The organism is Ruegeria halocynthiae (genome assembly GCF_000743705.1).
GTDB lineage: Bacteria > Pseudomonadota > Alphaproteobacteria > Rhodobacterales > Rhodobacteraceae > Ruegeria > Ruegeria halocynthiae_B.
The window spans coordinates 300,020-313,532 of record NZ_JQEZ01000004.1 but is presented as its reverse complement, the minus strand read 5'-3'; the positions used below and the strand labels follow the sequence as shown (position 1 = coordinate 313,532).

Below are 13,513 nucleotides of genomic sequence, written 5' to 3'. Positions count from 1 at the left end.
CCAAAGGGGGCAGGGATGCAGGATTGGCTGACCATGACGGCATGTGATCTGGGTCGGGGCATTGGCATGGGCCAGATTGATCCGGTTGAGTTGACCGAAACCTATCTGTCCGCCATCGACGCGCACCCCCACCGGGACCGTATCTATGCCCGTGTCACCCACGAACGGGCCCGGGCCGAGGCGAAAGCGGCCGCGAGCCGGGCGTCGATGGGGCTTCGCCGGTCGTTACTGGATGGTGTGCCGATCAGTTGGAAAGACCTGTTCGATACCGCCGGCGTGGCCACCGAGGCCGGTTCGGCCCTGTTGAAAGGCCGTGTGCCCGAGGCCGACGCGATTGTGGTGCGAAACGCCACCGCAATGGGAACCGTCTGCCTGGGTAAAACCCACATGAGCGAGCTGGCCTTTTCGGGTCTGGGAGTGAACCCGATCACCGGCACGCCGCCCTGCATTGATGACGAAGACGCTGTGTCGGGCGGGTCGTCATCCGGTGCGGCGGCCTCGGTCGCATGGGGTTTGGCGGCCTGCGGGATTGGCTCGGATACTGGTGGATCAGTGCGAATCCCGTCGGCCTGGAACAATCTGGTCGGGTTGAAAACCACCGCTGGCCGCGTAAGCCTGGAGGGCACCGTGCCGCTGTGTTTACGGTTCGATACGGTCGGCCCGCTGGCGCGATCGGTCGAAGATGCGGCCCACATGCTGGCCCTGTTGGAGGGAACCCCGCCTGCCGATCTGCGCGGAGCCAGCCTGAAGGGCAGGCGTTTTGCCGATCTCCAAAACGTCGCCAAAGATGACCTGAGGGACGCGCCGCGCAAAGCATATGACGAAGCAGTGGACCGGCTCCGCAAAGCGGGCGCAGAAATTGTACCGCTGGAAGTGCCCGAACTGAACGACGCGATGGGCCTGTCCGGTATTCTGTATACGACCGAAGCCTATGGCCTGTGGCGCGACGTGATCGAGGCCAATCCCGATGCCATGTACCCCGAGATACTGGAACGGTTCCGCGCGGGTAAAGACTGTGCCGGGGCCGATTACATCGCGGCCTGGTCAAAACTGAAAGCGTGCCGTGGGGCCTGGGATGCGGCCACAGCCGGGTTTGATGCGGTTCTGACCCCAACAGCACCCATTCTGCCGCCGAATCTGGACCGCCTGATGAATGATCATGAATATTATATAACCGAAAACCTGTTGGCCCTGCGCAATACGCGGATCGGCAACCTGATGGGGCTGGCGGCGCTGACTTTGCCCACGGAAACACCCGGCTGTGGCCTGATGATGCTGGGCTATCCAGGGTCGGAAGAGGCGCTGTTGCGGCTTGGGGCCGCTGCCGAAGCGGCACTGGCCTGAATGCCACAATCCCCTGATTCGGCACCTGTTTGTCTGGACGAAGGGGGCCTCGGTCTGTAATCTGTCAAAAAAACGGGGCGATAATGATCCCGGTATTGAGGCAGCAGTTATGAATTTCCCCGAGCGGTTTTCGAACCTACCGGAATACGCATTCCCGCGTCTGCGCACCCTGTTGGATCATCACCAGCCGGGCGGAGATGTCATTCACATGACCATTGGCGCGCCGATGCATGACTTTCCGTCCTGGGTGACGGATGTGATCATGGAAAACGCCGCAGGCTTTCGGAGCTATCCACCGAACGAAGGCTCGCCCGAGCTGCGGTCGGCGATCACGGGTTGGATTGATCGCCGCTATGGCGTGACCCTGGACCCCGAGACCAACGTGATGGCTCTGAACGGCACGCGCGAGGGGTTGTATAACGCGGCCATGGCCCTGTGCCCGGAGCAGAAAAACGGCCAGAAACCGGTCGTTTTGTGCCCGAACCCGTTTTATCAGGTCTATATGGTGGCCGCGATCTCGGTCGTGGCAGAGCCTGTGTTTGTCCCTGCCACGGCAGCGACAGGTCATTTGCCAGATTACGCCGGTCTGCCCGAAGATGTTCTGAGCCGTACCGCTGTGGCTTATGTCTGCTCGCCCGCCAACCCGCAGGGCGCGGTTGCCTCGCGCGCATATTGGGCCGAACTGATCGGGCTGGCCGAAAAATACGATTTCCGCATTTTCGCGGATGAATGCTATTCCGAGATTTACCGGTCTGCGGCCCCTATCGGTGCGCTGACCGTCGCACAGGAACTGGGCGCGGACCCCGAGCGGGTTACCCTGTTCAATTCACTGTCGAAACGGTCGAATTTGGCCGGTTTGCGCTCGGGCCTGATTGCGGGCGGGCCGGAAACGATCCGGCGCGTCAAGCAATTGCGCAGCTACGCGGGCGCGCCTCTGTCAGCACCACTGCAGGCGGCCGCGGCAAAGGTCTGGGCCGATGAGGTGCATGTTGCTGAGAACCGCGCGCTTTATCAGGAAAAATACACCATCGCCGATGAGGTTTTCGCTGGAATTCAGGGCTATATGCCGCCCGAGGCCGGGTTTTTCCTGTGGCTACCGGTCGAAAACGGCGAAGAAATCGCATTGAAGCTGTGGCAGCAGACCGGTGTTCGGGTTCTGCCGGGCGCATACCTTTCTCAAGGTGATCCGGGGCAAAACCCGGGCGAGCAATTTATCCGGGTCGCCATGGTGGCCCCAAAAACACAGATGCGGCAGGGGCTGATTACACTCCGCGACTGCATCTATTTGTGAGGTACGAGGGCAAAATGGCATCATATAACGCGCGCAACCGCGATCCATTGCTGGACAGCACCACGCAGGCCGCGATTGAGCGGCGCAGCAAGGAACTGATCGGGATCACCCTGATCCTGCTGGGCCTGGCCGCCGCTGCGATGATCTGGTCCTATACGCCGGATGATCCGAACTGGATGGTGTCGACCGACGCGCCGGTGCAGAACTGGCTGGGCCGGATCGGTGCTTCGATTGCTGCGCCTTTGTTCATGATTGTCGGCTGGGGCAGCTGGAGCATCGCCCTGGTGTTGATCGGATGGGGGGTACGGTTCGCCGGCCACTTCAACGAAGAACGCGCGATTGCCCGGCTGATCTTTGCGCCGATCTGGATTGCGGTGGTTTCCGTCTACGCGGCGACATTGGTGCCGGATGAGGCATGGCGCGCAACACATAGCTTTGGCCTGGGCGGCCTATTCGGCGATACAGTAATGGGCGCGCTGCTGACGTTACTGCCGATTTCGTCGCATTTCATGATCAAGGTCATGTCGCTGGCGATGGCGATTGGCATGTTGGCGCTGGGCGTCTTTGTTCTGGGCTTTACCAAAGCCGATGTGCGCAAGGGGTTCCGCGCTTTCCTGCTGGGCCTTGTGATGTCCTATGATATGCTGATGACCTTGCTGGGCCGTGGTGCCGCCGCCACTGCACAGGCAGCCCGTGATCGTCGTACGCAATGGGACGAACGCAAGGCAACCCGTGTCGAACCTGCCGCAGCGATGTTTGACGATGATCTGGTCTATGCGGACCCCGTATTCGAAGACCCTGAATTTGATGAACCCGAAGCCGAGCCTGCCAAGCCGGGCCTGCTGTCGCGCATCCCTGATCTGATCCGACGCCCCGAACCGATTCCAGAACCTGAGCTGGTCGATCCAGAACCTGTGTCCGGCTTCTTCGAAATGCCGGGCGAAGATCGCATCCGGTCCAAAATCTCGGCCGCTGTGCGCAACCGCAAGGTCGCCACCGGTGAAGTGACACCCGAACCCGACCCGAATCTGCCGCTGACCAAAGGCCGGGGCAGAAAGCCGGCCCCGCTGATCCTGAATTCCGGAGCCACCGGAGAGCTGCCGCCCGAGCCGCCCGTGACATCGGTTGGATTACCGCCCGAGCCGCTGTTGTCTGCGGATGTTGAACCCGATTGGCAAGAGCCGGTGCACGACGAGTATGCCGCCGCGTTTGCGGTTGAGGATGACGCGGTGTTCGAGGACGCGCCCGAACCCGCGCCGCAGCCGCGCCCCGCAATGAAAATCCCGGTGGCCGAGCCGCGCAAGCCTGTCGTCGCACAACCTGTGCGCCGCACCCCGCCGCCCTCGCGCCGGGCACAGGCCGAAGCACAGCCTGGGCTGTCCTTCGAGGAAAAGCACTCGGACTTCGAACTGCCGCCTCTGAGCTTGCTGTCGAACCCGTCAAGTATCGAACGCCATCACCTCAGCGACGAAGCGTTGGAAGAAAACGCGCGGATGCTGGAAAACGTGCTGGATGACTATGGCGTCAAGGGCGAGATCGTCAGCGTCCGCCCCGGCCCGGTTGTCACAATGTATGAGCTGGAGCCCGCCCCCGGTTTGAAAGCCAGCCGCGTGATCGGTCTGGCCGATGATATCGCGCGATCGATGTCGGCGCTGTCGGCGCGGGTTTCGACCCTGCCTGGCCGCTCGGTCATCGGGATCGAACTGCCCAATGAAAACCGCGAAATGGTGGTACTGCGCGAGATCCTGGCCAGCCGTGATTTCGGTGATGGCAACCACGCTTTGCCGTTGGCTTTGGGCAAGGATATTGGCGGCGATTCCATTGTGGCCAACCTGGCCAAGATGCCTCACCTGCTGATTGCGGGGACCACGGGGTCGGGTAAATCGGTGGCGATCAACACGATGATCCTGTCACTGTTGTACAAGCTGACGCCGGATGAATGCCGCCTGATCATGATCGACCCCAAGATGCTGGAACTGTCGGTTTACGATGGCATCCCGCATCTGCTGTCCCCTGTTGTGACCGATCCGAAAAAGGCCGTGGTGGCCCTGAAATGGGTCGTGGGCGAGATGGAAGACCGCTATCGCAAGATGTCCAAAATGGGCGTCCGTAACATCGCTGGCTACAATGGCCGCGTGAAGGACGCGCTGGCCAAGGGCGAGATGTTCAGCCGCACGGTCCAGACCGGCTTTGACGACGAAACCGGCGAGCCGATGTTCGAGACCGAGGAATTCGCGCCTGAAGCGATGCCCTATATCGTCGTCATCGTTGACGAGATGGCCGACCTGATGATGGTCGCGGGCAAAGAGATCGAAGCCTGCATTCAGCGTCTTGCTCAGATGGCGCGGGCCTCGGGTATTCACCTGATCATGGCGACGCAACGCCCATCGGTGGACGTGATCACCGGCACGATCAAGGCGAACTTCCCCACCCGGATTTCGTTCCAGGTGACGTCCAAAGTCGACAGCCGTACCATTCTGGGTGAGATGGGCGCCGAGCAACTGCTGGGGCAGGGCGACATGCTGTATATGGCCGGTGGTGCCAAGATCACCCGCTGCCATGGCCCGTTTGTGTCGGACGAAGAGGTTGAGGAAATCGTCAACCACCTGAAACAGTTCGGCCCGCCGGATTACGTGAGCACCGTGCTGGATGGCCCGTCCGAGGACAAGGCCGACAATATCGACGCCGTTCTAGGGTTGAACACCGGTGGCAACACCAATGGCGAGGATGCGCTCTACGATCAGGCGGTGGCGATTGTGATCAAGGACCGCAAATGTTCCACCTCGTACATTCAGCGGAAACTTGCCATTGGCTATAACAAAGCTGCGCGGCTTGTTGAGCAAATGGAGGATGAAAACGTTGTTTCGGCGGCAAATCACGTCGGCAAACGCGAAATCCTGGTGCCCGAGCAATAAAGCACTTTGCGGAAACCCGCCTTAAGCAGCATCACCTGACGCGTTGAAATCTTGATTTCAGGCAGCGTCAGGTGATTCAGATGTTTCGCAAAGTGCTATTGGATATTTAATAACAGGGGCAGAACGCATATCTGGTACCTTATGAAACAGATTGCTTTTGCCCTTGCCCTGACCCTGGCCGCGCCTGCGGCGTGGGCGGCCGATAAGCTGCCATTGTCGCAGATCTCGAACTATCTGAACCAGTTGAAAACGGTTCAGACCACTTTTACACAGGTCAACGATGATGGGTCGCTGAGCACCGGAAAGCTGTGGATTCAGCGCCCCGGCAAGATGCGGTTCGAATATGACCCTCCCAACAGTGCTGTGGTTTTGGCCCGTGCCGGGACGGTGCAGATTTTCGACCCGAAATCCAATCAACCGCCTGAACAATACCCGCTAAAGCGAACGCCTCTGTCGCTTGTATTGGCGCGAAACGTCAATCTGGGGCAGGCCAATATGGTTGTCGGTCACGACTTTGACGGCACGGCAACAGTTGTCACAGCCCGGGACCCGAAAAACCCCGATACCGGCCGGATCGAGCTGATGTTCACCAGTGACCCGGTTGAGCTGCGAAAATGGGTGATCCACGACAATGCCGGAAGCCAGACGACAGTGTTGCTTGGCCAGTTGGAAACCGGAGCCAGCCTGAATCAGGATCTGTTTTCCAGATCGAAAAGAAGCGGGTCAAACAATCGCTGACCCGCGATTGCGTCAGTAGCGGCAGCTGGCCAGCTGAGCCTGATACAGTCTGGCGCGTGAATCCACATCATTGGCCACGTTCAATAGCCACGACTTGCTTTGATAGCTTCCGCGGGCGAAACCTGTGTGCCCCTCGTGATAGGCTAGATACTGATTGCGCGTGTCAGCGGGGTGAATCCCGTTCCGCTTGGAACTTTTGTTCATGTACCAGCCGATAAAATCCGAGGCGTCCCGGATGCGGTCACGCTTGGCCCGGCGTTTCCCGGTTTCGCGCTGATATTCGTCCCATGTGCCGTCCAATGCCTGGCTGAAACCGTAGGCGCTGCTTTGACGGCCCATCGGGATCACGCCCAGCACGTATTGATGTGGTGTGCGCGCATCGTGCTTGTAACGGCTTTCCTGATAGATCGTCGCCATCTGAACATGGACCGGGACGCCCCATTTGCGTTCCGTGCTTTTGAACGCCTTCATGTAATCGGGACGTTCGCGCGCAATGCTGCACGCGTCATTGAGTTTGCTGGGCGGTTGTTTAGACCCGCCGCCACAGGATGCCAAAAGCAGCACCCCGAAGAGTACGAAAAGAATTCTGCTCATGTGCCTCAAGCCTTTTTTCTGCATTCTAACGCAAATTGAGTCCTGAGGAAATCACAATCGTTACAAAACAATAGCCAGAATCAGCGGCAGCGCGCCCACGGACAGCAGCGTCGACACCATGACCATCCCCGCAACAGCGTCAGCGTCCGCGTCAAACCGCTCTGCCAATAGATAGGAGGTCACTGCAACCGGGGTACACATTTGTAGAACCAGAATGCCAAAGGCGGTCGCATCCAACGCAAACAGAACTGCAAGCGCCCAGCCCAAAGTGAAACAGACCGCAAGCTTCAGCACTGACAGCCAAATCGCCTGGCCAAGCTTGCGTGTTGTCAGGCGCGCAATGGCGACACCAACCGTGATCAGCATCATCGGAATGGCCATTTGCCCCAACAGCTCTAGCGTGTTGGTTAGGAAGGCGGGCGTTTCCCACCCCCGCCACAGGAACAATGCGCCCAACAAGGTGGCCCAGACCATCGGCTCTCGGGCGACTTTGCCAAAGGCACCTTTGCCCGCGACAAGGTATATTCCATAGGTGAATGAAAACAGCGCGGTCACGGCCAGAAAAATGACCGCAAACCCCAATCCGGCCTGACCAAATGCAAAGATGCACAGCGGTAGACCCAGATTTCCGGTGTTTCCGAATATCAGCGGCGAAAGATAGGTTCTCTGCTCTAACCCGGTAAGGCGGACGAAAACCTGGAAAGCCCCTGCAAGCCCGACATGCCCGGCGATGGCTGCCAGGGTAAATCGGGTCAATTCGCCCGGCGGAATCTGGGATTGCATCAGCGCCACAAAGATCAGGCTGGGTACCGCCAGTGTCACTGCAAGGCGGGTAACGAACTCAAGCCGGTACTCAAATCCAAGCTTGACCCAGATGAACCCGATGCCCGCCAGCAAAAAGACCGGGGCCACGATTTCGAACACTGTAAGCAAAAGGTTCACAGTCTGTTTCCCTTAATTTCAGATCAATGATTGGCATTTCGGCCCGGAAAGAGGTAGTAAGTTTTTCGGGGGCAAAAATATGCTGAAAACACACGCCAAGTACCGCCTAGGTCAGGTTGTCCGCCATAAAAAACATCCCTTCCGAGGGGTGATTTTCGACGTGGATCCGGAATTTTCAAATACGGAAGAATGGTATGAGGCCATTCCTGAGGATAGCCGCCCAATCAAGGATCAGCCGTTTTACCACCTGTTGGCAGAGAACGACCAATCCTTCTATGTTGCTTATGTTTCTGAACAAAATCTGGTTGCGGATCATTCCGGAGAACCGGTTGAGCATCCCGATATCCCTGACATGTTCGGCCCATTTGAAAACGGCGCATACCCGTTACATTTTCATCTGAACTGAATGTGGCGGCGCGCGCAGAAAACTGCGCGACACACATTAATATCCAAGGGCACATCCGTCTTTTCGCGGATCGCTTGCCCCCTCAAGAACGCCACTGTCATGGATTCGTATGGCTTGTGCGCCACCGGGTGGTGTTTCCGGAATATGGACGTTGTGGCCCATTTCCGACAATTGTTGCGCAATACTGCGCGGAAATCCGCGCTCCAGATTCAATACTCCGCCGTCTGCAAAGGCGCGTGGCGCATCCATGCTGGCCTGGAGGCCGAGGCCGTGATCAATCAGGTTCGATACAAGCTGCGCGTGCCCCGTGGGTTGAAACGCGCCGCCCATGACGCCGAATGGCATCAGAACACGGCCGTCTTGCTTTAGCAGGCCGGGGATAATCGTGTGCATCGGGCGCTTGCCTGCGCCGAATTCGTTGGGATGGCCGTCCTGCAAGGTAAAGCCGGACCCGCGGTTTTGCAGCAGGATGCCATATTTCGAAGACGCGATGCCCGACCCAAAGCTGTGGAAAATGGAATAGATCAGCGATACGGCCATCCTGTCGCGATCGACGACCGTGATGTAAACCGTATCCTTGTGAATGGCTTCGGTCAGCGGGGCGGCCGCAGGCATTGCGCGGCCCGGATCAATCAGGGCGGCCAGCTTGTCAGCCAAATCCTGAACCAGAAAACGATCCGCCTGTGCCATGTGATCGGGATCGGCGATGAACCGATTGCGGGCGTCATAGGCCAGTTTTGAGGCTTCGGCCTCAATATGGATACGCTCGACACCAAGCGGGTCCATGCTGGCAAGGTCAAAGTTCTTCAGAATGTTAAGCAGCAATATGGCCGTTGCGCCCTGACCATTTGGCGGATGTTCGACAAGGTCCACCCCCTTGTAATGTCCGCTGACCGGCTGAGTTTCTGTGCACGCAGCGGCCTCAAAATCATCAGCTGTGTGAACGCCGCCCATTTTTGTCAGTGCATCCAGCATATCCTGCGCGATGTCGCCCGAATAGAATGCATCACGCCCCTTCGCGACAATCTGGCGCAGAACTTCGGCTTGCCCGGGGGCGCGAAAAACCTGCCCGATTTCCGGCACTTTGCCGTTTATCAGGTAATGGTCCCGCGCCGCGCCCTGCAGGGTGGCGGCCCCCTCTTTCCAGTCAAACGCCACCCTTGGCGCGACCGGAACCCCGGTTTCCGCATAATGGATGGCGGGCTGCAAAATGGCGTCCAGGCCTATTCTACCTTCTGTCTCAGCCAGATGGCAGAAGGCATCGACCGCGCCCGGGATGGTGACGGCGTCAGGTGTGTTCAGCGGAACCTCGGTCATGCCTTGCGCCCGAAGGTGGGCGGCACTGGCCGCCGCAGGTGCACGCCCCGAGCCGTTCAGGGCGCGGATTTCATCCTCACCCGCGCGGTTGTACAAAACAAAGCAATCCCCGCCCAAGCCGGTCATCTGAGGTTCGCAAATGCCCAATGCGACGGCACCTGCGATGGCGGCATCCATTGCATTGCCGCCTTGCGCAAGAATGTCGACGGCAATCTTCGCAGCCAAAGGATGAGAGGTGGCGCACATGCCCTCGGTCGCAAGAACTTCGGACCTGCCCGGAGTGTGAAAATCACGCATAGCTTCGCTTTCCTGTCAGAACGCGTTGAAGGTAAATCGCGGTCTGTGATTGTCCAGTCAAATCAAGGATAAGATCCTCGGCGCCGTTCACTGGGTGGGGGCTGTGACACTTGGCGCCGAGGGAAGCTATCTGAGCTACAGTGTATTTTATGTCTGTGGTTTGGGGCGCGGCAATGGTTCTATCGGGGCTTTATTGTGGCCTTTTCTGGCCGCAAGGCGGCCTTGGAAATTCAAAACGCAGGGACAGCCTGTTGCAGCCATCGCAGCGTTCATAACGGATGTCGCTGGTCAGTTCGTGAATCAGAAACCAGCCAAAGCCGCCTTCGGGCAGTTCGTCGATTGACGATCCAAGTGGAGCGGGAACCCCGTCCGGCACGCGAAAACCGGGCAGCGGATTGCCCGTGTCCGAGATCAGGATATCAAGCCAGTTCTGATGCAGACGACACCGGACTTTGACCTTGGCCGGGGTGATATCGGCATAGGCGTGTTCGACCACGTTGTTGATCGCCTCGGCCAGCGCAATTTTGACATCGCCGGCTTTGTGGGCCGGCAGGCCGTGTACCTCGAGACATCTGCTGAGTTGAGCGATTCCGGCGCTAGCCTCGGCCTCGGTCGCTGCAAAGCTCAAATCCAAACATTTGCCGTCACACATGGGCTTGGTGCCTAATCAGATCCACAAAGAAGTCAGCCTGCTGTCGTCGCCAAAGCGTCGTCCAGCGTTGGATACAGTTTGAAAACGGTGTCCATGCGGGTCAGCCGGAACACTTTTTCGACGAACGGGTGCAACCCGGCCAGATCCAGCCTGCGATCATTGCCCAACTGCTTCATCGAGGCGACAATGGCCCCCAACCCGCTTGAATCAATGAATTCAACGCCCGTCAGGTCCAGCACCACCCGCGCGGCCCCGCCATCGGCCTGGGTGCGCATGTCTTCCTTGAACTGAATGGCCATCGCGGCATCAATCCGATCGGAATGAACCGTGATGATCTGGGTGGCATCGGTTGTTGTACTGGTCAGGGCCATGCGCGACGGTCCTCTAAACTGAAATTCACTCGTAGAAATACGCTAGACGGCAATTCTTACCATTCGGTATCCAGAAACGGAAAAAGAGGAGGCGCATCCAGATGAAGCAGGTTGTTATAGCAGGTGCAGCACGCACCCCCATGGGTGGGTTTCAGGGGATGTTCGACACGGTGACTGCTGCCGATCTGGGTGGCGCCGCCATTCGCGCCGCATTGCAGGGCGCTGGTTCCAAGACGGTGGATGAGGTTCTGATGGGTTGTGTCCTGCCTGCTGGGCAAGGTCAGGCTCCGGCACGGCAGGCCGGGTTTGCGGCGGGTCTGGGCGAAGAGGTGCCTGCAACGACGCTCAATAAAATGTGCGGATCGGGAATGAAGGCTGCGATGCTGGCCTTTGATCAGATCGCGCTGGGCCACGCGGATACGATGGTTGCGGGCGGGATGGAAAGCATGACCAATGCGCCATATTTGCTGCCCAAGATGCGGGCGGGCGCGCGGATCGGGCATGGGCAGGTGGTGGACCACATGTTTCTGGACGGGTTGGAGGACGCCTATGACAAGGGCCGCCTGATGGGCACCTTTGCCGAAGATTGTGCCGAGGCTTATCAGTTCACCCGCGAAGCCCAGGATGAATACGCATTGCAATCCCTGTCCAATGCCCTGTCCGCGCAGGACAGCGGTGCATTCGGCGATGAAATCGCGCCGGTCGTCATCCAGACCCGCAAAGGCGAAGTCACGCAATCGGCAGACGAACAGCCGCAATCTGCGCGGCCGGAAAAGATTCCAACGCTCAAACCCGCCTTTCGCAAGGATGGGACGGTGACGGCGGCCAATTCCTCGTCGATATCAGATGGGGCGGCCGCGCTGGTTCTGGCCTCGGCCTCGGCGGCCGAGGCGCAGGGTCTGACGGTGCGTGCGCGCATTCTGGGGCATTCAAGCCATGCTCAGGCCCCCGGCCTTTTCACCACGGCCCCGGTTCCCGCAGCGCAGAAACTGCTGTCCGCGATCGGCTGGTCCAAAGAGGACGTGGATCTGTGGGAGGTCAACGAAGCCTTTGCCGTTGTTCCCATGGCTTTCATGCACGAGATGGGATTGCCGCGCGACAAGGTGAACGTGAATGGCGGGGCATGTGCATTGGGGCACCCGATCGGGGCATCAGGCGCGCGGATCATCGTCACGCTGCTGAACGCGCTGGAGAAACGCAACCTGCGGCGCGGCGTGGCCGCCATCTGCATCGGGGGCGGTGAGGGGACAGCCATTGCTATCGAACGCGTTTGACGCGTTGCCGTTCAAGGCCTACTTGGGCAATCACACAGCCTGCTTAGGCCCCGAACCGGACCGATGACCATGACCGCAGATTACGACACGCTCGCCAAAACCATCGCCGCCCTGACCGAGGGTGAAACCGACGAGGTCGCCCTGATGGCGACCGTCGCCTGCGAGGTGCACCATTTCGATGATCGCTTTGACTGGACCGGTTTTTACCGCGTGACCGAACCCGAAGTCCTGAAGATCGGCCCCTATCAAGGCGGCCACGGCTGTCTGGTGATCCCGTTTGAACGGGGCGTCTGTGGGGCCGCCGCAAGAACGGGTGAAATCCAACTGGTGCCGGATGTCGAAGCCTTTTCCGGTCACATCGCCTGTGCGTCTTCCACGCGGTCCGAACTGGTGCTGCCGGTGCGGGATGCCTCGGGCAAGGTTATTGCGGTATTCGACATCGACAGTGACCAGCCGGATGCCTTCGATCAGGTGGATGCGGAAAAGCTGATGTTGATCCTGTCGCAGATCTTTGCGCGCCGGTAAGGCGTTTTATGCGGTGCGGGCTTGTTTGACGCGACCGCGTTGGGCCAACTCAAAGGATCAGCTGGCCCGATTGTCTTGCCGCGCGATGCTTTGCTCGCGCAACCAGATCACGACGCCGCAGATCACGACAAAGGACAGTATCGCATCGACAAGATTGACCAGGTTGTTTGGATTCAATCCCCGCATCATGGCGTCCACTAAATCGAGCGCACAGATGGCCGCAAATACGATAGCGGCCCAGCGGTTTTCGCTGCGCAACCCCATGAGGAATAGAAGCGACACAAAGATAGCGACCGCTGCGCCCAGCGCATGCATCATCGTATCGGTATCATTGAACCAGATACCCAACCCGAACAGCACCGCAAGTAGCGCGGAATGAAGCCAGATACTGTATCGCGTGGCCCGAATTGCGAGGTCCAAGGGCACCCTCCATTGTATAGGTCGCCGCGGTTGAGGGCTTTTCAGCCCAGTCGGTACTCGTTTACGACGACCAGATAGCAAGCCGCCACCTGAACCGCCAATATCGCGAACAGCCACAGTGAAAACCTGCGTTTGCGCGTTTTGTGCCGAAATATCCATCGGCCCAGCACGGCACCGGGGCTGCCACCCAGCGCGGCAAGCCACAGCAGCCTTTTCTCGGGCACCCGGCCCCGGCGGCGTCTGGCCCGTAGCTTGTCCCAACCAAAAGCCAGCAAAGTCAGGCCGTTGATGGCCCAAAGATATATCACCGCGATCCACATGCCCGTGGCATAGCCAAACGCAGGTTCAGACCCAAGTGAAAAAATGCTTGGAAATTTCATTGATTCGCAGCATCGTGAAAAAGAGACGGAAAATTTCACAGGATTCG

14 protein-coding genes are annotated in these 13,513 nt (G+C 58.9%); 7 read left to right on the top strand and 7 right to left on the bottom strand.

The features are described 5' to 3' along the window. Nucleotides 1-15 precede the first annotated feature (15 nt). From JT51_RS16465 to JT51_RS16450, 4 genes are all read left to right on the top strand, one after another. Nucleotides 16-1,344, top strand: a complete 1,329-nt coding sequence (locus tag JT51_RS16465) for an amidase (RefSeq protein ID WP_037315147.1) — start codon at nt 16-18, stop codon at nt 1,342-1,344. Between the two features lie 109 nt (nt 1,345-1,453). Next, on the top strand, nt 1,454-2,635 hold the full coding sequence (locus tag JT51_RS16460; RefSeq protein ID WP_037315460.1) for an aminotransferase class I/II-fold pyridoxal phosphate-dependent enzyme: 1,182 nt from the start codon (nt 1,454-1,456) through the stop codon (nt 2,633-2,635). Between the two features lie 14 nt (nt 2,636-2,649). After that, a complete protein-coding gene (locus tag JT51_RS16455) occupies nt 2,650-5,550 on the top strand; it encodes a DNA translocase FtsK (protein WP_037315144.1) in 2,901 nt (966 codons plus the stop codon). Between the two features lie 141 nt (nt 5,551-5,691). Next, complete coding sequence (locus JT51_RS16450) at nt 5,692-6,288, top strand: LolA family protein (protein ID WP_037315142.1); 597 nt, start codon at nt 5,692-5,694, stop codon at nt 6,286-6,288. Between the two features lie 12 nt (nt 6,289-6,300). Here JT51_RS16450 and JT51_RS16445 read toward each other — a convergent pair whose 3' ends face one another. Next, nucleotides 6,301-6,882, bottom strand: a complete 582-nt coding sequence (locus tag JT51_RS16445) for a lytic transglycosylase (protein WP_037315139.1) — start codon at nt 6,880-6,882, stop codon at nt 6,301-6,303. Between the two features lie 60 nt (nt 6,883-6,942). Continuing rightward, nucleotides 6,943-7,824 carry an AEC family transporter gene (locus JT51_RS16440; protein WP_037315136.1) on the bottom strand — a complete coding sequence of 294 codons (882 nt, stop codon included), beginning with the start codon at nt 7,822-7,824 and terminating at the stop codon, nt 6,943-6,945. Nucleotides 7,825-7,903: 79 nt separating this feature from the next. Here JT51_RS16440 and hspQ point away from each other — a divergent pair, with 79 nt between their 5' ends. Further along, nucleotides 7,904-8,230 (top strand): heat shock protein HspQ, encoded by a 327-nt coding sequence (gene hspQ, locus JT51_RS16435; RefSeq protein WP_037315133.1) that lies wholly within the window; start codon nt 7,904-7,906, stop codon nt 8,228-8,230. A gap of 36 nt (nt 8,231-8,266) precedes the next feature. On the opposite strand, the gene ggt is transcribed toward hspQ, so the two are convergent. The 3 genes from ggt to JT51_RS16420 all read right to left on the bottom strand — a co-directional run bounded on the left by ggt (nt 8,267) and on the right by JT51_RS16420 (nt 10,867). Then, complete coding sequence (gene ggt / locus JT51_RS16430) at nt 8,267-9,844, bottom strand: gamma-glutamyltransferase (protein ID WP_037315130.1); 1,578 nt, start codon at nt 9,842-9,844, stop codon at nt 8,267-8,269. Between the two features lie 190 nt (nt 9,845-10,034). After that, entirely contained in the window at nt 10,035-10,496 is a 462-nt protein-coding gene (locus JT51_RS16425) for an ATP-binding protein (protein WP_037315127.1), read from the bottom strand. A gap of 32 nt (nt 10,497-10,528) precedes the next feature. Then, nucleotides 10,529-10,867 (bottom strand): STAS domain-containing protein, encoded by a 339-nt coding sequence (locus JT51_RS16420; protein WP_037315124.1) that lies wholly within the window; start codon nt 10,865-10,867, stop codon nt 10,529-10,531. Between the two features lie 101 nt (nt 10,868-10,968). On the opposite strand from JT51_RS16420, the gene JT51_RS16415 reads away from it, so the two are divergent. After that, entirely contained in the window at nt 10,969-12,141 is a 1,173-nt protein-coding gene (locus JT51_RS16415) for an acetyl-CoA C-acyltransferase (RefSeq protein ID WP_037315121.1), read from the top strand. A 69-nt stretch (nt 12,142-12,210) separates the two neighbouring features. Beyond that, entirely contained in the window at nt 12,211-12,666 is a 456-nt protein-coding gene (locus JT51_RS16410; RefSeq protein WP_037315458.1) for a GAF domain-containing protein, read from the top strand. Between the two features lie 57 nt (nt 12,667-12,723). Here the strand turns inward: JT51_RS16410 and JT51_RS16405 are convergent, their stop codons facing one another. Further along, on the bottom strand, nt 12,724-13,086 hold the full coding sequence (locus JT51_RS16405; RefSeq protein WP_152563378.1) for a hypothetical protein: 363 nt from the start codon (nt 13,084-13,086) through the stop codon (nt 12,724-12,726). Between the two features lie 41 nt (nt 13,087-13,127). After that, on the bottom strand, nt 13,128-13,466 hold the full coding sequence (locus JT51_RS16400; RefSeq protein ID WP_235216196.1) for a DUF1294 domain-containing protein: 339 nt from the start codon (nt 13,464-13,466) through the stop codon (nt 13,128-13,130). Nucleotides 13,467-13,513: the final 47 nt, after the last annotated feature.